This window comes from Hydrogenimonas cancrithermarum (genome assembly GCF_030296055.1).
GTDB classification, from domain to species: Bacteria; Campylobacterota; Campylobacteria; order Campylobacterales; family Hydrogenimonadaceae; genus Hydrogenimonas; species Hydrogenimonas cancrithermarum.
The window spans coordinates 2,128,105-2,148,940 of sequence record NZ_AP027370.1 but is presented as its reverse complement, the minus strand read 5'-3'; the positions used below and the strand labels follow the sequence as shown (position 1 = coordinate 2,148,940).

Here is a 20,836-nt window from a genome sequence, read left to right as displayed (position 1 = left end):
TTTACAACAAGTCAACATCACACAACCCACCATTCTCGGGAAGCTCGACGCTTTTGAAAAAACAAATCTTTTAAAGATAATATTAATTGATTATACAACAAAAATTTTAGATCCTGGTTTTGTGATTTGACGTTGGGTATAATTCTATATTGCCCGATAAAGACCGAACGCTATTAAAAAGGCAGCAATCATGAAAATCTATCGTAAAAAATTTTGGTACTGCTGCCTTGCCTTCCTCTTTTTTTTCTACACGATCGCAGGTTTTTGGATGTTACCGTTCATTGCATCGAAAAATTTGCCACCCTTGCTATCAAAAACGCTCGGTACCGATGTGACGATAGGTGCGATATCGTTCAATCCCTACACTATGCAGTTGGAACTTTCGGATATAACAATCGAAGACAAAAACGAGAGAGACTTTTTTACGCTCAAAGCGCTCGATATCGACTTTTCACCCATATCTTCCCTTTTCAACCGATCGATCGGTTTTGACGCATTGCGGTTCAAGCGGCCGGCGATCCATATAGTAATAGAAGAAGACGGAAGTTTCAACTTCTCCAATATTCTAAAACATCTTGAAAAAAAACAGACGCCATCCGACACAAAGAGTCTCTCCGATACATCCTCGTTGCCGCCACTGCGCATCAGGCAGTTTGCGATCGAATCGGCGACTCTGACATTCGAAGATCTGAGTAAAGCGGAACCCGTCAAAATTGTGGCGACCAATTACAATTTCGGAATTGAGAATATCTCCACCCTTCCCAACGAGTATGGATTTTTGGTCTATGAAATAGAAACGAAAGATACGGCATTCGTACGCTCTTTCTCCAAAATATCCCTCAACCCGTTTTACGTAAGGGGGGAACTGGATATCCAAAGTGCCAATCTCAAAAAGATCAATCACTATCTAAAGGAGTCTACGACACTCGATCTCAGAGAAGGAAGAGGCGATCTTTCTCTGACCTACAACATTGAACAAACGCATCCGGGCATCCGTGCGAAAATCACAAAGGGGCGCCTTGCGATACATAATTTCCGCCTCGATGATGCCGTCTCGACACCTGCGACGATCGATCTTTTCGAGATCAGAAATATCGATGCCGAATGGCCGGAGCGAAGCGTTAGCATCGACGAAGTCATACTCGACAATGCCAAACTCTACACAGCGGTCGACAAACAAGGAAGCTTCTCTTTCAATACATGGAAAAAACGAGCCCAACCAGTGAAAAGAAAGATACCGACAAGTACGGAGCCCATTACAGCGGCAATGTCCCCCTGGAAAATCGGAATCAAAGAGGTACGGATCGACAATCTTCACACACGGCTCGAAGGGCCTCTCTACTTCGTCGATGCCGACCATACCCACAGCTTCGAAGCACTCCATTTCGAGACGAACGGCACCGTTCAAGTCCTGCTTGAACACCTCAACCTGCACAATATCGAAATCACTGAAAAAGAGGGCGAAAACACACCTTTACGTATTAAACGCGTTGAGCTGAAGCGAGGTCTTTTGCGACTTCCGCAAAAAAAGCTGGCGATCGAAGAGATCAATATCGATAGACCCGATATCCGGCTGGTTCTTTTCAAAAATGGTCAGAGCAATATCCAGAAGCTCTTTCTTTCAAAGCAAAAAAATTCCTCAAAGAGAAAAAGCGTCAAACCGGACCATACCAAGCCTTTTGGAGTGACTCTAAAAAATCTCGACCTGCAAGATGGAGTGTTCCGGTTCGAGGAGAGAAGAGTGAAGGATCCACTCAGATTGACCGCCCAAAAGGTAGGATTTCACCTCGTTGGATTCGCTTTTCCACAGAAAGAGAGATCATCTTTCCGTCTTTCGTTAAAAACGCCTTCCGAAGGTACTATAAGCGCCGAAGGCTCCCTACTTCTCTCTCCCCTCAAAGCAGATTTTACGCTCCAGACATCCGATGTCGCGATCACCCCTTACGTACCCTACGTACAAAAATTTCTCAATATCGACATTCCCGAAGGTTCGCTGAACAGCCATGCCGAAATCTCCTACAACACCTCGCTGCAGCCAAAAGCGACGATCGACTATTCGCTTGACCTGAAACATCTCAAAATCGACCACGCGCTCACGGGATCGGAGATTTTCAGTGTCGAAAGGATCACCGTCAAACCAGCCCACCTGGAACTCGGACCGAATGCGATGAAGATCGACAAAGTGGTTCTCGAAGAACCTTATATCAGAGTCCACGTCGCCAAAGACAAATCGACCAATCTCGACCGTCTCGTGAAAAGAGGTCCAGCCAAAGACAAAAATATAAAAATGGCGACGACGAAAAAAAGAGAATCGCTCAACTACTCCCTGACGAAAGTCGAAATCAAAAAGGGGCGCAGCGATTTCTCCGACCTGTCGCTCCCGCTTCCTTTCGCCACACATATCCAAGACCTTAAAGGAGAAGCAATCGGCATCAGCAGCCTGCCGGACAATTTGGCCTCCATCCAGCTCAAAGGTATCGTAGACCGATACGGTATGGCGAACATCAAGGCCTTCTTGATCGCAGCCGATCCGATTAGAAAGAGTGAAATCGATATCGATTTCAGAAACCTCGATGTGACAAACCTATCACCCTATACGGGAAAGTATATCGGCTATACCATCAAAGATGGACGGCTGTGGCTTAAACTCAAATATACCATAGAGGACGGGAAACTGTTGAGTGAGAATAAAATTGTCCTCAAAAAACTGGAGCTTGGTGACAAGATCGAAAGCGATGAAAGCATCGAGGCCCCCATCCAACTGGCGATTGCTCTGCTCAAAGACTCCAACGGTATCATCGACCTGGACATTCCCCTCGAAGGCAACGTCACCGATCCGAAATTCAAGGTCGGCAAGGTGGTCTGGCAGGCGATCGGCAACATGATCTCCGGAATCGTCACCGCCCCGTTCCGTTTTCTCGGCAATATGCTCGGCATCAAAGGCGAAGAGCTGCAATATGTCGATTTCGAACCCGGTAGCGATACGATCGATCCAACGGAAAGGGAAAAACTCGACAAACTGGTTGAAATATTCAAAAAACGTCCGCTTTTGAAACTCGAGCTGACGGGTTCTTACCATATCGACGCAGATAGCTCAGGGATTCGAAGGAGGAAGCTCAAAGATATCCTGACCGCCTCGTCCGGGCGACAAGGTTCGGAAAAGATAAAAAATGAAGTGACCATCCACCTACTCGAACGGGTCTTTGTCGATAGAGCCGGAATACAGGCACTCGATAAAGTGAAAAAAACCTATGTCGAAGGGCTCAAAGAGAACAAAGAGAAACCCGATTCAGGAAAATATTTCGATACACTCTACGCAGCCCTGTTGAAGAGTGTCCCGGTAACGACCGAAGAACTCCGGAGGCTTGCCGACAATCGTGCGGAGAATATCGCCAGCTATCTGGAAAAGAGAGGTATCGAGAGAATGCGCACCGCTATCCATCAACCCAAAGCGCTCCAAACAGTGGCCCAGACAGGGATGATACCGCTAAAACTCGAACTTGGCGGTTTAAGTAAATAAAATTGATTTCAATAAAATATTCGTTCTATTTGACTTATTTTGTGCAAACCAACTATAATACGCTAAAAAAAGGTTCAACATGAAAAAACTTCTTCTGCTAATGATGCTTTCGCTCACTTTTGTCGCCGCACAGGAGACAAAACTCTGCCCATGCCCGAAAGAGATTCCGGTCAGGGAGATGGAGCCCAAAGAACTCTACAAGCTGATCACCGATGAAGTCGACGATCTCTATATCCTGGATATCCGGGAACCCGATCAAATCGGCCATGGCGAGATTTTCACCCTCAATCTCGTCCAGATCACACGCGGTTATCTCGAATTCAAGGTTAAAAAAGCGATACCGGACAAAAATGCACGCATCGTCATCTACTGCTGTACCGGCAAGCGCGGAAAGCTCGCAGCCAAAACGATGCAAGAGATGGGGTACACCAACGTCTATTCACTCAAAGGCGGTATACGTGAATGGGTCGAGCAGGGTTATCCACTCGACACCGTCTATGGCGAAGTGGTTCTCAAGCGTTGAATCATACCAATCGCATTATTTCTTTTTTTTGATCTTTCCCAGCTGAGAGGTCCGCTCATGTAGACGACCTTTTCGAGATTGTCGATTCAGGCAGCATACTTTTCCTCTTACCGGAGGGAGCGAGATCATCATGGAGATCGAAAGTTTCATCCTCAGACGCATTGGCGGGATTTTACGGGAGTGGAAAACGAAAAGCAGCTCAAGATCGTCAAAAGATGCAACATTTTTGCAAAACCTTTACCGATTGAAAATATCTGAAACGATTGCTGATGGAATGTAACCGCACATATCCGTCGAAATCATTTTTCTAAAACGTAATAAGGTTGTGTAAACCGCTATTTCACATATCTGAACCACCGAGAATCTCTTCAGGAGTTTCCAAAGACTCGTCTTCCGATATATCTGGTTGCTGGAAACTCAGGTATTTCGCGATCGCTTCGATCTCACTCTCATGCAGGGATTTGGCGAACGGAATCATCATATCGCGTTTCGAAGTATGTCCAATGCCCCGCTGAAGTGCATGAAGTCTGTCTGCCAGTTCGTCTATTTCACGTCCCGCCAATTTCGGATAATCGCCGATCCCCTCACCATAGGTACCGTGGCAACCATAACATCCTTTGGACATATAGAGCCGCTCTCCTTCCGAAGAAGCCGAAATAGATATGGCAAAGAGAGCCAGAAAAAACATATACCTAACCATGGCGCAGTATCTCCTTCTTGATTTGTTTGAAAGGAATATTTTCGCCCCTGTATACCGCTTTTTCGAGGTCTGTGATAAAAGAGGCGTATGTTTGGGCATCTTTATGGAGTAGCAGGGTCAGCAGGGCACGGGCATCTTTGGCTTGCCTAACCTCTTTTGCAAATATGTCCGAAGCACCGGACAGCCGCCTCCGCCCGCGCAGTTTTGTGATCAGTAGTGCACTTAGATACCCGCTCATAAATACCAGCAGGTAGATCAGCCACTCTTTCGTATCTTCGAACATATCGAAAACACTTTGGGGCATATTCCTTTCATCTACCAACTGTCGAATGGGCACTGTCTTGACCTGGACGGACAAAGGTGTGCTTTCGAGTGAATAGAATTTCCGTTTTTTGTAAGACCACGCCTGTAGACGGTAGGCTGGAACGGTGAAAGAACGATCACTGAGCAACGCATAGAGATAGGTGGCCTCATAGTGAACGCCATCTTTCGAATAACGAAGTGTCACATGCGGATCATCGGTGAAAATTTCGGCCCCCTCGATTTTGGGAGTGAAATCGAACGGTTCGGGCATGGCACCGATTCCCTCGAGGTGTATCTTCAGATAGACGGGGGTTCGGGCGGAAACCGAGCTTTTGTCCACCGAGACCCGCATATGGAATTCTCCCACGAGCGGAACCTGTTTCGGGATAGAGGTAATATGCAAGATTGGAGTTGAGAGGGTTTCATGAAGATCCGTGGTTTCGATATCCTTGACATTGTATCGCCCTCCGGTCGTACTCAATTCGATACGCTTGTCATTGGTCTGCTTGACGGTCAAATCGAATCGCAGGGGGCCGTCGTATGGCTGCAAAGCGTAGACAAGATAGGTAAAGAGAGCTTTGCGATGATGGAAAGTATCGTCGACATTCTTGTCAAGCCGCTTGAAAAAAAAACCTTTCTGATGCGGACGAATATCAAAAAACATCACTTTACTGCGATCGAGCTGTTCGATACTGAAGGTAAAAAGAAACGGCTCCTTCACCGTTGCACTCTCTGTGCTCAGCCGCATCGAATAGCGGTATCCTTCGTCTGCGCAAAGGGATACGACAAACAATGCAAGAATCAGCAGAAACCTACTACCAGGGTTTCTTTTCATTTATATACCCTTTGTTGATCATTTCATAAACCCTCGATCCGAGCGGATGGCGTTTCGATGCCGCTTGCGCCGACGGCCGACGGCCGACGACCGTCGTTTTCGACGCGGCATCGCTGCCGCTGCCCTGCTGCATTCGGCTATTTCCGCCTTTTTTCGTGCCACTTTTTTCGCTCTGATCCGCTGTGCCACTGCGACTGACCGCTTTGACATGGCGGTTAGCTTTGGGTGCGATCTGTCTTACCATTTTTTCCTGCAAAAAAAGCACCAACTGAAGATTATGAACGGCATCCGGATCGTAACCAAGCTGCAGCGCTTTGATATAATAGTCAGCTGCACTCTTGTAATGGCCCATTTTCGCGGCGCAATTGCCGAGATTGTACCATACCTGCCGTTTGACAGCGGGTTTTTTTGCCTTGATCGAGGCGAAAAGTCTGCCAGCCTTCTTGTAGGCGCCCTCTCTGTAGAGTGTGTTGGCCAGCGCATAGCGACCCTCCTGCAGATACGAAATTTCCCTGAAAATTGCTTCCGCTTCCCGATATTTCTTTGTCTTGTACGCCTCATACCCTCGATGGAGGCGATAGATATCCAGAATGCTCGCCTGCAGATGAAGACCGAAAAGAAGAACGAGCGGTAGACGCAACATTCGCTTCAGACCGGATAGAGAAAGCGTTCCCACCAGGAAAAAGAGGATCCCGAGAAGTAGCGGTATCCAGAAAAATTCGTGATATTGCACCCGTTCAGATGCGGTGGACGTTATAGGGTCCTCCAGACGTTCAGCCAGTGTGGCTGCCACCACTTCCGGCATTTTTTCGTCAACGGTCTCCCCGCCGCTTTCGATGCTGAGCCTTTCAAGTGCGGGATTTTGCATGGAAATGACAAGATGCCCTTCTTTGTCGTGAAGCCAACCCTCATCCACGGGAATTTTGGCACCGTTGCGGGTAGCACAGGCGACACCATAGATACGAATGCGGTGCGAACGGACAAACGCGACCAGCGATGCATCGTATTCACCATCGCCACCATCACTGAAAACGACGAGACGCTTTTGCTCGTTTCCGCCGAATCGGGCAACATAACGTATCAGCGCGTCGAGAGAGGTGCCGTGTGTCAGAATATAATCGGGGTTAAAACTTTCCAGCGCCACATGAATCAATTCACGATCGGATGTGGGTGGCGAGAGTATCAGCGCATTGCTCGTGAAAGTGATGAGTGCGAACCGATGAGAGTTATCGATGGAAAGGAGTTTCTCGATGGCGGTTTTGGCGAATTCGTAACGATCGGGAACTCTGTCACGGGCCTGCATGGAACGTGAAGCGTCGATAGCCAGATAGACTGTCTGCGGCGAGGGGGCCGTAATATCGCGGCTCTCTGTGACAACTGGCCGCGCAAGCGAAAGAATCATCCAAGCCAATGCGATAAATGGTGCCAGCCGCATCAAAGGCGTCCGACGGTTTTCGAGCACGATTTCGGACCGAAACGGCAGCGTGTCAAGATGATACTGATGATAACGCACGAGCGCAAAAAGCGCAAGCGGTATCAACAGCCATAAAAAAACGGGATGCAGAAGTGTCATGACATTCTCTTTCTGCGATGGAACAGATCGAGAAAGCGTGGCAGCTTGGTGAAAAACTCTCCCGTAGCAGAAGTGTTCCATCCAAAAAAACCACCCTTTCCATTTCTAAAACTCAAGACGAAAACAAGCAAAATCATGCCGAAAACGAGAGGATAGACGTAGAGCATTTTCCTATTGATCATGCTTTTCGAACGTATGGGACTGGGTTCCAGATTATCGATGATATCGAATACTTCTTTGAGACCAGAAGCATCCATTGCGGGGAAAAAACGTCCTCCTGTTTCTGTGGCGATGCGTTCGAGCAGGTTTTTGTCGAAATCGCCCGCTTTACCGATGCCGATCGTGTAAATTTTCACACCCACTCTCTTCGCTTTCTCGACAGCCTCTTTCACCGAAACCGATCCGGTGTTCTGGAAGCCGTCGGTCAGCAAAACGATCACCTTCTCCTTCGCATAGCCGAAATGCAATGTTCGAATAGCCTGGTCGATCCCCTCCCCGATCGCCGTACTCTGCCCTGCAATACCCACGTCGGTAAGCTTCAGAATCTCTTCAAGCGCTTTGAGATCGTAGGTTACAGGTGAGGCTGCATAGGCAAAAGTACCGAACATAACAAGACCTACATTGTCATCGAAACGATTTTCCAGAAAATGTTCGACGATCTCTAAAACCGCATCATATTTTCGTTTCGATGAATGCACACTGTCAAATCCTGACTCTCCCATTGAACCGCTGGTATCGATAGAAAGTACCAGATCCCGTCCACTTCGAGCACTTGCCTGGAGCCTGTCGAATGCAATGGGAGACGCCAACGATGTAATGAAAAGTGTATAGAGCAATGCCTGGAAAAGCGGTTGTATCTGAAATGTCAGAGAGGATGTAGGCACCCTCTGTATATGGGGAAAATAGAATTTAACTACACCGCTAGGACAACGCCAAAAACATGGTATGACAAGCAGTAAAAAAAGAATCCAAGGGTATTCGAATGTAAAATGTATCTTTTACTCCTCCGGGAAATAGGTCTTCAACACCTCTTCGAAATAGGCCTTGACCCGTTCTGCCTTGTCGATTTTCTCCTGAAAAATTGGAGATACAACAGGATAGGCATTCATCATCTCTTTGTAAGGCTCGATTTTGGCATCGATCAAAGATGAGAAAGCACCCAGCAGAAGCCCCATCGTTTCCTTGTCGTGAACCGAACGCATCAGCATTTTGTACATGCGTGCCCGTGCATCCATCGCGATTGAAGCGTCGATCGCATCCCCGACCATCTTCAGATCCCAGCGGCTGATATAGACCCCGCTTTTACTCGGCGGCATGAGCTCCGCATTGATCGCTTCGACATAGTCGGGATATTCATATGAATCCTCTTCCGTCTCGCATTCGCTCGTGACGCAGCGGTCTTCCATGTAGTTTTCGAACTCTTTTCTCAAATCTTCCATTTTCAAATCTCTCCCAAGTTTTTCATAATTGTTTCATAACTGTCACAATCGATATCGACTCCGAGCCATGCTTTCGCGACACTCATGGCTGAAGCTGTCATCCACTGATAACTGCCGAGTTTCCGGCAAGCGAGTTCATTCGCCAAGGTGTCGAAACTGCTTGAACTTCGTACAAAGTCGATCAGAACGAGCTTCCTGTTTTCACCTTTTGGGACTATAAGCTTTTTGTCGCTGTGTGCATAGATATCAACGGCGTTTATGATGATGTCATAGTTGGTGACATCGACCTCCATGCCGTTTTGGAACCATGCGACATCGGTCTCGACAGCCGCGAACGAAGGCTTCGCGATTTCGAGCGCTTCGGCCGCACGTTCGACGCTGCCGTCGGCAACTTCGACAAACGATGCACCAAGCACGCCAAGCAGCGGAAGAAGGGCTCGAGCGATCGCTCCGCCACCAAGCAGGAGTATACGTTTTCCTTCAAACCGTATCCCTTCACACGCCACCATGTTCTCGAAACTCTGCGGCGTAAAACACGTTCCGACCAGTTTCCCCTCATCGGCATAGGCACCGTCGCATAGACCGCTCCGTTCGATGCATTGATCCTTGATATCGAGCAGCGGTACCGCAACTTCTTGGTACTCCGGTTCATAGAGTGCCATGGTAACTTTCGAGCTCGGCATCCCTTTGACCATATAGGCGAAATCTTCGGGCTTGATGTTGAGACCGATGGCGAAGTCGTTGAGACCGAGATGCTTGAATGTGGTATTGAGTACCTTCAGAAACGGTGACGTCTGTGCATTCATCCCATACAGTGCAATCAGCCGGCTCTCTTTGGCCAAAATTCCTTCGTCGATCATGATGGTGAATCCTCTTCTTCTTTTTTGAATGCCACCGTTCCGTCGGGTTGCTCTTCCAGTCCCCACAGATCGAGTGCCTCTTCCTCTTCAACGGCACATCTCGAGCATGTTCTTTCCCCCTGAAGTGACGTAAAATGAATGCCGCATTCATCGCAGCGCACCAGTTTGAAGGATGCCAGCAGACGCTGTGTCGGCTCGAAAAACTCTTTCAGCTCGAACGTCGGCTGCAGCTTGAGACTGTCGGGTTCGCAGGTATCGTGACAGGCACGGCACTTGATACACATCATCGCGTCGAAATAGATTTTGCTGTTTTTCGTATCTGAACTAAGCGCTCCGGTTGGACAGATGCGATAGCACATCTGGCAGTTGGTACAGGTTTCCATATCGATGAATTTCTGTGACGCGAACGAAATATCCTCTTCGGCAATCGTATGGTACACCGAAGGTTTGGGGGCACGCTTTAACGCAGTAAAGAGAATTTTTCGTTTATCGGGCAGCTCTTTCTGGCGAATCTTTGCGACATCGGTAAGATCGACACTGTGCAGTTTCGCCTCGTCGCTGATCGAAGCGACCGCGTTGTCGAACTCTTTTTTCGATTTAATCACCCCTTTGAGCGAAAGACGCTCCAAAAAGGCACGGCGGTCATGTTGATCGATATCCAAAGGGGCATTTTCCTCTTCGGCCCCGACATCCTCGAGACGGATCGTTTTCCCGCTTTCACACGCATCGAGGATGTAGTTCGCCTCGTCGACACTCTTGACGATATTGGCATAGAGCGGATCTTTGTAAGGGCAGTTAGCGCAATGGCCGATGTCCAGCACCATCGGATCGTTCTTGAGCAGTGCAAGCGAGATCAAATGCTCGACACTGAGTGCCATGATGCACGGTACATTGACGCGGCATGAAACAAGTGTCTCATCCGACGCGGCAAACTCGAAAAAGAATTCGGTTGTATCGAAGTCTTTGAGTTTAAACGCTTCGGAGGGACAGACCCCAAGGCATCCGCCACAATCGACACAGACAGAAGGGGTAAATGCGGGAAGGTTGTTCTGGGCGATATGAAGCGTATCGACCGGACAGACTTCGACACATTTGGTACACTCCGAAAATTTTGTCACCGTCCGCACGCACCGTGCGGCATCGAACATCAGCGTACTCATACCGTGTAGTTACAACCCTCTTCAGTGATCAGCTCATTCAGATACTCATAGTCGCTCAGCATGAACTCAAGTGTCAGCGATGCGGCGTCGAAATAGAAAGGCGTCCCCGCTTCGGCCTTGACATTCTGCAGAAACATCGGTGCCCACTGCAGCAGATGATCGCGCAGGAAATCTCTCTGGATCCTCGCAATCTGACATGCAGCGTCGTAATCCTTGTTTTCGAGCGCCTTGTATTCAGAACTTGCAAGCATATACATGAACTCCAGCTCTATTCCTATATGATCGGGGCTGACGGTACGCGCTTTATCCAATTGAACACGAAAATCGTATTCGTTGTAAATCTGGACGACTGGATTGTCCCCGCCGGTTTCTAACATTTGATCATCCCGAAAATAGAAGGATTCGTAAGGAATCAAATGCAAAACGAAAAGATTGGTGAAATCGACATTTAAAAATTGTTCGAGAAGATTTTTGTGTGACAGTTCTTTTGGTTTCTCCCATCCTTGGTAGTTAGGAAAAAAAGAGAGAATCATCTCATCTGCTTCGAACTTCTCCAGAAACTCTTCGTCAACCTCTTTCATCATAATTCGCGAGACCAGCGCGTAAAGATTGACCCGGGCAAGTTGTTTGGTCAGAACGTCGTTCATAAAGTACCTTTTCAGTGAGGAGTGGGAAGCGAGAAGTGAGAAGTAAGAGAGAAAAACTTCCTTCTTACTTCTTACTTCAAAAAATTATATCGTGCGGGGCATTACGCCCCGCTTGCAATGAAACATTAACGCAAATTAAAGATCTTTAATCTTGAATTCGTAAGCTTTCTTGCTCAAAGGTACGACCGGCCGTTTGATCCAGTAAGGACGACGTTCCGTATCTTCACTCGTCAAAGGGCGTGTCAATTCATCTCTCCAGGCCTTGTAGGTTTTGAAATTGTTCTCATAGTTGACATAAATATCACCGATTTGGTCATCCTTTTCCGCCTTTTCAAGGATAACCTTCTGATGCCAAGCATGGTTACCAGCGATCGGATCCGGATGGACCGGTGCCACAGCATTTTGCCATGAGCCGCTCAACCCATCCCACCAGATATTGTCAAGATCTTTGTTGAACTCTTTGAATTGCCATGTTTTCGGACGGGATTTCATCCCCTCTTCGATTCCCTCTTTAGGTTTCAAAGTCCCCACTTTTCCATCCATCGTCATCTCGTACAGTGGAGCACCGACACCCATAACACCGAGCGCATGCTTGAAGCCAGGAATGTCAACCGCATTTTTTAGTTTCCAACGACCAGCATGGTGGCTGCATGCGAGAACACCCGGCATCGTGCCTTCCGTCGGGACCGCCATCGCGATGAAATAGCCACTCTCCAGACCGCTAACGGTATCAACGATGCGAACTTTTACCGCATCGCCACGCTTAATTCCCATACGCTCGGCATCTTTAGTATAGATCCAGACCGGGTTGTGGTTCTGGCTGATTTCCATCAAATGTTTGGAGTTTACGGAACGGGTGTGAATATTGTAAGGCAAACGGAATACCGTGTTAAGTGCAAATTCGTTTTCACCGTTCATATACCGGTGGTGCACTTGTGAAACGATATGGATCATCTTGTCGTATTCACGGGCATTGCGCGGGTAGATTGGCAGTGCATACTCCGGCCACTTCCAGTCGATCAGCCACTCACAGAAGAGATCGAGTTTCTTGTCGGGCGTATGGAACCCTTCATAGAGTTTGCCTTCTATTTCTACACCGATACTGCGGCGGCGTCCTTCATGGTCGGTGACCCACAGCACACCGAACCGATCTCTTTCCACTTCGTCAGCATGATATTTGTGACCGTGGGCGTGGTAATACGTACCGTCGAATTCAAGTGTTTCTTCTTGCGGTCGATAGACATTCGTCGTCTCGGTCCACGCACCTCTATCACGCATGAACTCGTAGCAAGGATATTCACTTCCAGGATATGCTGCATGGGCCGCCTTCTTAAGTTTTGGAAGAAGGCTGAAAGCCGCATCGTAATACTCTTTGACAGTGACAGGCTGTCCCGGATGTTTCGCGGATTCCCAATACTGGCGAACCCCCAGGCTGCCGTCCGGATCCACATGGAGGCAGAGCAGTTCGGCGAAGAATTCATTCTCTTCCCACACTTCACCCAGGCCCGCTTTCATATGCGCTTCGAGGGTGCCACGATACGGTACTTTCGGTTTCCATCCCATCTTTTCCATCGCAACACGCAATACCGGCTGACGGAACGCAGTCCAGCGCTCAGGTTTGGTCGGTGCGGACTGCTGGTCGTGACGTTCTCCTGCCAATCCAACAGGCAGGACATAGTCGCAATACCAGTTGGTCTCGGACCAGGTTGGCGAAAGGTTCAGCGTCATCTCCATTTTGCTCTCGTCTTTGAGGCACTCGATCCATCGGAAACCGTCCGGGTTAATCCAGACCGGATTGTACATGCGCGGAATCCAAACGGAAAGTTTCGTCGGAACGTTCAGACCACGGGCACGCCATTTGTTCTGCCACTCTTCGTCCATCAGAAGATGGGGAAGTAACATACTCATTTCATAGGTACTGAGTGGATACTCCGGGGGCCATGCCAGCTCATTCCAGACATCGACTTTCGGTGGCTTCTTTCCGGCCACAGTAGCTTTGTCTCCTTTGCCTCCAACAGAAATTTCATGCCAATGGTGCCAGCTGACACCACCAACATCTCCGGCAAGGGCACCACGGAGTGCCAATGGAAGAAAACCGGCACGGGTGATCATCCAACCGCCACGATGGGCGATTGGACCGGCACGCCATAGATAGGTGGCTACCCGTGGACCTGCGTCTATGAACATTTCAAAGAGTTTGTCCAGCTTATATTCCTGTCCTTCGAGTTTACACTCTTTGACAACGAACTCCTTGGTATAGGGTGCGTAGAGCTCTTTCATCACATCGATGAAACTCTCATAGCTCTCGTCTTCTGGCATTTTGGAGATATACCCTTTTGTAACCATGAATTTCAGATACTCTTTATTCGCCATCAGCCGATCCCAATTGATCCAATTCTTGACAAACTTGTGATCGATCAGGTCATCGCCATTTTTGCCTTTTTCGTTCAAAACACGGTTGGCAAGATAGAGATAAAGTGCCGTCTCGGTTCCCGGCCACACCGGCAACCAAAGATCAGCGATACCAGCCGAGTTACTCAGGCGCGGGTCCATCACGATCATTTTGGCACCCCGTTTGCGGGCATCGGCGATGAGCCCGGCAGACTGCTGGAAGTAGTGCCCTGCATCCGCTGCATGGGAAGACTGAAGGAATATCAGTTTTGCATTGGCCCAATCTGGAGAGTTTCGGTCATCATTGGCCCATTGAATCGAACCTTCCCGTGCACCTGCGGAACAGATGTTGGTATGGCTGTCGAAACCATCCAATCCCATTGTGTGTGGAACACGGCCGGAAAATCCATTTTCATTCGGGCGGCCGACATGGTACATAATGAGCTTTTTGCTCATTTCGTCACCACTTTTGAGCGTATCATGCATCTTTTTCCCGATCTCTTTCAGTGCCTGATCCCAGCTGATACGGACCCATTTGCCTTCACCGCGTTTGGAGCCCGGAGCACGTTTGATCGGGAAAGGAATGCGATCCGGATCGTACATCTGGCTTTCGACCGCATACCCTTTTGCACAGTTTCGTCCCCGGCTTCCGCTGTGAAGGGGGTTGCCCATGTACTTTCTTACTGTCATCGTCTTTTTGTCGACCCAAGCTGTCAGGCCGCATCCCGCTTCACAGTTGGAGCAGACGCATGGAACGATCGTGTAGTCATGGACTAAAATACCATCAGGATTGTCTTCGCTTCGAACACCTTTTCTGTCGATACCCCCACGTTTCCAATCATCTCCGTCGAGTTCACGGAAGCTGTCCCACTTTTCGAGTGGAGGGTAGAAATCGAGACTCTCAGGCGTATCGGTAAACTCTGTTACCACTTCTTTGGAAGCTTCTGCCACACTTTCGAATACACCAGTGGCCAGTGTCGCACCAGCAACGGTAAACGCGGCGCCTTTTAAAAATGTTCGTCTATTTTCATTGATCATATTATTCTCTCCTACTCAATCAACTAAGGTTCAACAGTTGCGGAATCACGAGCCAGACATGCTTGGCGATCCAAAGGCCTGCCAGGGCCAGTACGGAAGCGAGCGCGAGAAGACTGTTTGACTGTGTCCGAAGTGCAAAAATGACAAGTGCCACCGGCACGATGTACCCCATCACCTGTCCGAGCCAGAACATGGTGTGATACGCTCCACCATCCTTGACAAATGCGATCGTCGCAGCAACCTCTTCGGCTTTCATCGCACCAAAATAATACTCTCCCATATAGACAATGAACGAGAGTGTCGCACTTACAGCCAACACAATGGCCAAATCGCGTTTAACGTTTCTATCTCCGACTCCGAGAATCAGATAGGTCGCGGAACCGCCGATAAACGCCGCAAGAGCCATCTGAAGAAGTTCGGTCGGTGTCTGCCATAATTCGCGCGCGGAGGCTTCACCCATGATCGTCGCAGTATAGAGCGTCACAGGAATCGCAAAAACAAAGGCTGCCCACATCAGCTTGTTGTACTGTTCTTCGTTGATCTTGTTCAGAATTTTTCCGGCGGCCATGACAAAGATGATACCCGTAAAGATCGTCGCCAACCATGCGCCAACGGTAATGGCGGAAGTCCAGTGCGGATAGAAGAAGATATGCCACATTCTAAACGGCTGGTGAAGATCCAGCAGTGTGAAGAGCAGGAAAATATTCAGGAAAATGAAAGAGATCACCGGCATCATTGTTTTGACGCTCGCGACACGGTCTCCGTATTTTTTCAAAAGATAGACACCGATCAGTACGACGCCCGTTCCGATACTCTTCGCCCACATGTTGAGTGTAATCATCCAACCCCATACGATTCCGGGGAGCGCGACGTCGAGCGTTACGATTGCATCGGTCGCGGCGGTAGTATGTTCAACCATCTTAGTGACCTCCTACATGTTTAAGATGCGTAATGTTGTTGAAGAGATTGTATCCCTCTTCACGCTTGCTTGCGAGCGGATTGAGGTTCACTTCGCCGCCACTTGTATAGAAATGTTTCGGATGCGTATTCTTCTCGGGCTTTCGAACCTTGACATTGCCCTGATGCTCCATGATATACATGCTGATATTGCTGGTCGGATCATCGAGGTCACCGAAGATATTCGCTTCGACAGGACATGCAACGACACATGCCGGCATCATGCCTCCCGCGACACGGTGGGCACAGTAGGTGCACTTGTCGGCCGTATTGGTCTCCGGGTCGATATAGATTGCACCGTAGGGGCATGCCATGACACAGCCCGCACAGCCGATACAGCGCTCTTTGTCGACATTCACGATACCGTTTTCAAGATAGTGCAGTGCACTGACCGGACAGATTCGCTCGCACGGTGCGTTTTCGCAGTGGTTACAGCGCAGCGGCGTAAAAGTACGCTTCGTTTCCGGGAACGTTCCCACATCAACATACTTAACCCGCAGGCGCCACATACTGAGCGGAACTTCATTTTCCACTTTACAAGAGACCTCACACCCTTTACATCCCATGCAAAGCGCCAGGTCTACCAAAAAGCCGAGCTTCATAGACTCCTCCTGAAATTTAATTACACCATCGGGCGTCGAGCGTTCATTCAAAAACGGCCACACCACCCAAGAGTTTTGCATTTCTTATGCACTTCATAAGCACGTCAAAACTCTTCCAAGTGCCTAATATACGACGTTTTCAGTCTATCAATAGTTTTTTTAATCGAAGCTAAATCGAGAGTCAATAAGTAGGTTTTTCTTATAAGTCAACAATGCAGTTGCCCAATCAACCCGATGAATCAGTGTGACTGGGTAGAGCCTTCATTTTTTTTGATTATACAAACGGAAGGAATAGAAAAGCAGATGATCGTTCCTCTACCCACTTCCGAAGTGATCACCAAATCGCTTCGATGGAGTTTCAAAATGTACTTTACGATCGCGAGGCCGAGCCCCATCGAGTTGTCCCAGCTGTTTTTCTCGATACGGTAGAATTTTTTGGTGATCGATTCAAGCTCCTTTTCCGGTATCCCCTGGCCTTTGTCGACGATGCAGAACTCATTTTCATTCAATATGATTCTCACCTCATCCTCGGAGTACTTCAAGGCGTTATCGATCAGGTTGATGACCGCCATCTCCATCATCGTCTTGTCCGCATGAATCGTGACCGGTTCTCCCTCGACGACGATCTCTCTCCCCGCATATTTCCGTTCGAGCGCATGAACCGCATCGAGTACCACTTTTTCAAAGTCGAAATCGCTCATCTGAGGTTTGATTTCACTGCTCTCCATCCGGGTCATAAAACTGAGACGGTCAATCATTTGGGTAATACGTCTGGCATTCTGCTCGATTCTCTCGAGAAATTTCCTCCGAATGGGCTTGGGAAGTTCATCATCGTCCAGAAGCGTTTCGGTATATCCCATAATCGCAGCGACCGGATTTTTGAACTCGTGGCTGATGGCCGAGATCATGTCGTTGCGCTGTTTGCTGATAAAACGTAGTTTCGCATTGTATTTGCGTTTCTTCTTCTCGTTCTTCTCGAGCCGCCTGGCCAGTTTTTTGAGCAATATCGCGATCGTCGTGAACTCTTCCGAGAAACCGGCACTGAAATTTGCCTGATAGTTTTTGTCGGCTATCGCCTTGAGATAGTCGGTCAGTTTTCCAAGCTCTTCATCGATACGACGCTGAAGTGCCCGGCTGATGAGATACCCTATCACCAACGCCGCCAGAAAAACCGAGGCGAGCCGAAACCAGAGCATCCTGAAGTCGAACATGATCGTTTCCAGCGAGACCGAAAGACGCAAAATGGCCGGTTTCCCGTTCCAGACTATTTTTTTCGCCACGTAGATACGGTCGTTTTTGACCGTTTCGGAATAGCGAACCGCCGTACCGAAACCCCTCCGCCTCGCCGCCATCACTTCCGGACGGTTCGCATGATTCTCCATCGTGTTCACATCGGCTTCATTGTCGAAAAGAGGTCTTCCCTCCATTGAAATCAGCGTCACGCGAAGTGGGCGTCCCATGATCTCCCCCATTTCGGCCGCCGCCGCTTCCAGCGATTTCCCCTCGTCGAGCATGGCCCGCACGTAGGCGATCTCGCTCCTGAGCTGATTGGTGAACTGTTTTACTTCGATTTGCTGGATCGAATAGTAGACGATAAACGACGCGATAATAAGCGTCCCGAACAGAAGAAGGAAAAAGTTTATAAAAAAGATTTGCGGAAGTTTGAAATGACGTTTCAGCACACCTGGTACCCCACTCCGCGGATCGATTTTATATAGTTTTTGCTCTTGTCGGGGTCGATCTTCTCTTTGAGACGGTTGACCGCGACGTTGACGGTACGGTCCTGATACTCCCCCTCGTCGCCCCATACCCGCTCCAGAAGCTGGTCACGGCTGAGAACCAGGTTTTTGTGTGTCACCAGTTCGAGCAGAAGTTTGAACTCGAGCCGGGTCAGATCGATTTTCCGCCCCGCGACAAAAACTTCGTAGCTTTTGGGTTTGATGGTAATGTCTCGGTATGTCACGGTCTCGTTCTCTTCGGGCTTGCTGCGGCGCAGTACGGCACGGACGCGATGCATCAGCTCCTTGACGTTGAAGGGTTTGGTCACGTAGTCGTCCCCACCGCGCAAGAACCCCTCTTCTATTTCGTGTTCGGCCACTTTCGCCGTCAAAAAAATCACGGGAACGTCGATGCCTCGTTCCCTGAGTGAGTGGACAAATTCGCTGCCCTCCACCCCCGGCAGGTTTCGGTCGACGATCATCAGGTCCGGGGTCTCCTCCTCCAGTAGTTTTTCGATCGGTTTGACCGAAATGGCGGCGAATGTCTCATACCCATCTTTCTGCAGGTGATACTCCAAAAGATCGAGCAGATCCTGCTCGTCTTCGATGATCGCGATCAGTGCCATCAGTAGCTCTCCAATTCTCCGCCAGTCTTTATGAAAAGCAACAACTTGGCCACGTTGATCGCATGGTCGCTGATATGCTCGAGCTTTCTGGCGAGTTTGAGCACCGTCATGAAGTCGAGCGGATCGACGTCGATATGGCAAAGCATTTCGGAAATATCTTTCTGCACGATTGAGTAGAGGTCGTCCCCTTTCGATTCCTCGACCTTGATCGACCTGTAGAGTCCACGTATCTCTTCTTCGCTTTTGCCTAGATCGAACATTTCGATCATATGTGTGATGGAGTTTAGAGCAGTTTGATGGAGTGGAACGAACGAAGCCTCCATCGCCCCCATATCGAAATCGCCGGCGATCAGCGATTTGTTGTGCTTGACGTATGAACGAACACTGCCGGCCGCATTGATCAGCTCGTTGGTGATTTTCAGATATCCCACCATTTCACGCAACTCTGTCGCTTCAGGACCGTAAAGGGCCAATATCTTGATGATTTCGTTGTCGATCTCGTTCGCTTTGGTGCGACACCCCTTCACCGCGTCGCGTGCATCGTCTAATACTTTCATATCTTTTGCTTTAAAGCCGTCGAAACAGAGTTTCTCCCCTTTTAGAATCATCTGGGCAAGATCTGTCATCATTCGGTTGATCTGATCGAGCTTTTCCTGAAAATTTGAAAGCATTCCCTTCCTTTTAGACATCAATATAGAGCGTAGTCTAATCCGATTCGGTAACGGTTTGGTAACGGTCATTATACCAACTGTAACCGAATTGTATCCGTGACATTCTATAATCTCACTGGCAGAACCAGAGATTCAACGCAAGGAGACAGAATGCTCAAGAAAGCAGCGGCGGCCCTCGCCGCCGGTGTCATCGCAGCAAGCGCGGCCAACATCAGCGGCGCGGGCGCATCATTCCCCGCACCAATCTATTTCGACTGGGCCTATCTTTATCAGAAAAAGAGCGGCAACCAGGTTAATTACCAGTCCATCGGTTCCGGCGGCGGCATCAAGCAGATCAGCGCACGTACGGTCAACTTCGGCGCGAGCGACAAGCCCCTCAAACCGAAAAAACTCGACAAAAAACGCCTCTATCAGTTTCCGGCGGTCATCGGCTCCATCGTCGCGGCCTACAACATCCCCGGTATCGAAGATGGTGAATTGAGAATCGAGAACAGAGATCTCGCCGCCATCTTTCTGGGCAAAATCAAATATTGGGACGACAAGGCGATCGCCGAGGACAACCCGGGTTTGAAACTCCCACACAAAGAGATTGTCGTATGCCACCGCGCCGACGGATCGGGCACCACCTTCAATTTCAGCTATTTCCTGTCACACGTCAGCAGCGACTGGGCAGACAACGTGGGCATCGGCAAAGCGCTCGACTGGCCAGTCGGTCTGGGCAGTAAAGGCAACGAAGGGGTCTCCAGCCTCATTTCCCAAAACCCCTACTCCATCGGATACGTCGAATACGCCTACAAAAAGAAAAATGGTTTCGGCGCGGCGGTTCTGCAGACAAAGAGCGGCAAATGGGTCGAAGCGAAAGAGGAAAACTTCAAAGCAGCAGCAAAATATGCCAAGTGGTCGCCGAAAACGCATTTCTATCAGATCCTCGCACTTCAGCCGGGTGACAACAGCTATCCCATTGTCGCGGCCACTTTCATTCTACTGCCAAGAGAAGCGACGGACATGAACAAAGAGGTGGTCAAGTTCTTCGACTTCGCCTTCAAACACGGTGACGAAGAGGCGAAAAAACTGGGCTATATCCCCCTGCCCGAAGAGACCAAAACGATGATCCGAGACTACTGGAAAGAGCACGGAATCTATTGAAATACAGGGCCGTCGGGCAAAGCCCGCCGCCCTACACTGGGCACTGTGCCACCGAAGCCAGCCCCTTCCGTGGCAGACGCCCTGACGGGCGGAATGCCTGATGAACCAAAATCAAACCGAAAAAAAT

Annotated in this window: 18 protein-coding genes; 4 read left to right on the top strand and 14 right to left on the bottom strand. The window is 49.1% G+C overall.

The window, feature by feature from the left end; all coding sequences use genetic code 11:
* The first annotated feature begins 190 nt into the window (after positions 1 to 190).
* The 3 genes from QUD54_RS10925 to QUD54_RS10915 all read left to right on the top strand — a co-directional run bounded on the left by QUD54_RS10925 (position 191) and on the right by QUD54_RS10915 (position 4,323).
* Positions 191 to 3,520 carry a DUF748 domain-containing protein gene (locus tag QUD54_RS10925; RefSeq protein WP_286336765.1) on the top strand — a complete coding sequence of 1,110 codons (3,330 nt, stop codon included), beginning with the start codon at positions 191 to 193 and terminating at the stop codon, positions 3,518 to 3,520.
* 79 nt (positions 3,521 to 3,599) lie between these two features.
* Entirely contained in the window at positions 3,600 to 4,043 is a 444-nt protein-coding gene (locus QUD54_RS10920; protein ID WP_286336764.1) for a rhodanese-like domain-containing protein, read from the top strand.
* A 130-nt stretch (positions 4,044 to 4,173) separates the two neighbouring features.
* A complete protein-coding gene (locus QUD54_RS10915; RefSeq protein ID WP_286336763.1) occupies positions 4,174 to 4,323 on the top strand; it encodes a hypothetical protein in 150 nt (49 codons plus the stop codon).
* Between the two features lie 60 nt (positions 4,324 to 4,383).
* On the opposite strand, the gene QUD54_RS10910 is transcribed toward QUD54_RS10915, so the two are convergent.
* From QUD54_RS10910 to QUD54_RS10845, 14 genes are all read right to left on the bottom strand, one after another.
* Complete coding sequence (locus QUD54_RS10910; protein ID WP_286336762.1) at positions 4,384 to 4,743, bottom strand: c-type cytochrome; 360 nt, start codon at positions 4,741 to 4,743, stop codon at positions 4,384 to 4,386.
* Positions 4,736 to 5,881, bottom strand: coding sequence for a hypothetical protein (locus QUD54_RS10905; RefSeq protein ID WP_286336761.1), 1,146 nt, complete (start codon positions 5,879 to 5,881; stop codon positions 4,736 to 4,738). The genes QUD54_RS10910 and QUD54_RS10905 overlap by 8 nt, the downstream gene beginning before the upstream one ends.
* On the bottom strand, positions 5,862 to 7,454 hold the full coding sequence (locus QUD54_RS10900; RefSeq protein WP_286336760.1) for a VWA domain-containing protein: 1,593 nt from the start codon (positions 7,452 to 7,454) through the stop codon (positions 5,862 to 5,864). The genes QUD54_RS10905 and QUD54_RS10900 overlap by 20 nt, the downstream gene beginning before the upstream one ends.
* Positions 7,451 to 8,152, bottom strand: a complete 702-nt coding sequence (locus QUD54_RS10895) for a vWA domain-containing protein (RefSeq protein ID WP_286336759.1) — start codon at positions 8,150 to 8,152, stop codon at positions 7,451 to 7,453. The genes QUD54_RS10900 and QUD54_RS10895 overlap by 4 nt, the downstream gene beginning before the upstream one ends.
* Positions 8,153 to 8,452: 300 nt before the next feature.
* Entirely contained in the window at positions 8,453 to 8,893 is a 441-nt protein-coding gene (locus QUD54_RS10890; protein ID WP_286336758.1) for a hypothetical protein, read from the bottom strand.
* A 2-nt stretch (positions 8,894 to 8,895) separates the two neighbouring features.
* Positions 8,896 to 9,753: a hypothetical protein gene (locus QUD54_RS10885; RefSeq protein ID WP_286336757.1), complete on the bottom strand. Its 858-nt coding sequence runs from the start codon at positions 9,751 to 9,753 to the stop codon at positions 8,896 to 8,898.
* Positions 9,750 to 10,913 carry a 4Fe-4S binding protein gene (locus tag QUD54_RS10880; protein WP_286336756.1) on the bottom strand — a complete coding sequence of 388 codons (1,164 nt, stop codon included), beginning with the start codon at positions 10,911 to 10,913 and terminating at the stop codon, positions 9,750 to 9,752. Before QUD54_RS10880 ends, QUD54_RS10885 begins: the two co-directional genes overlap by 4 nt.
* Positions 10,910 to 11,560, bottom strand: a complete 651-nt coding sequence (locus QUD54_RS10875) for a TorD/DmsD family molecular chaperone (RefSeq protein WP_286336755.1) — start codon at positions 11,558 to 11,560, stop codon at positions 10,910 to 10,912. Before QUD54_RS10875 ends, QUD54_RS10880 begins: the two co-directional genes overlap by 4 nt.
* 135 nt (positions 11,561 to 11,695) lie before the next feature.
* Positions 11,696 to 14,989, bottom strand: a complete 3,294-nt coding sequence (locus tag QUD54_RS10870) for a molybdopterin-dependent oxidoreductase (RefSeq protein WP_286336754.1) — start codon at positions 14,987 to 14,989, stop codon at positions 11,696 to 11,698.
* Between the two features lie 19 nt (positions 14,990 to 15,008).
* Positions 15,009 to 15,908, bottom strand: coding sequence for an NrfD/PsrC family molybdoenzyme membrane anchor subunit (gene nrfD, locus QUD54_RS10865; protein WP_286336753.1), 900 nt, complete (start codon positions 15,906 to 15,908; stop codon positions 15,009 to 15,011).
* Position 15,909: 1 nt separating this feature from the next.
* Positions 15,910 to 16,548: a 4Fe-4S dicluster domain-containing protein gene (locus QUD54_RS10860; protein WP_286336752.1), complete on the bottom strand. Its 639-nt coding sequence runs from the start codon at positions 16,546 to 16,548 to the stop codon at positions 15,910 to 15,912.
* 239 nt (positions 16,549 to 16,787) lie between these two features.
* Positions 16,788 to 18,230, bottom strand: coding sequence for a sensor histidine kinase (locus QUD54_RS10855; RefSeq protein ID WP_286336751.1), 1,443 nt, complete (start codon positions 18,228 to 18,230; stop codon positions 16,788 to 16,790).
* Positions 18,224 to 18,892, bottom strand: a complete 669-nt coding sequence (locus QUD54_RS10850; protein WP_320051522.1) for a response regulator transcription factor — start codon at positions 18,890 to 18,892, stop codon at positions 18,224 to 18,226. The genes QUD54_RS10855 and QUD54_RS10850 overlap by 7 nt, the downstream gene beginning before the upstream one ends.
* Positions 18,892 to 19,563, bottom strand: a complete 672-nt coding sequence (locus QUD54_RS10845) for a PhoU domain-containing protein (protein WP_286336750.1) — start codon at positions 19,561 to 19,563, stop codon at positions 18,892 to 18,894. Before QUD54_RS10845 ends, QUD54_RS10850 begins: the two co-directional genes overlap by 1 nt.
* Before the next feature lie 150 nt (positions 19,564 to 19,713).
* Between QUD54_RS10845 and pstS the strand changes: the two genes are divergently transcribed.
* Entirely contained in the window at positions 19,714 to 20,709 is a 996-nt protein-coding gene (pstS, locus tag QUD54_RS10840) for a phosphate ABC transporter substrate-binding protein PstS (protein WP_286336749.1), read from the top strand.
* The last annotated feature ends 127 nt before the right edge of the window (positions 20,710 to 20,836 follow it).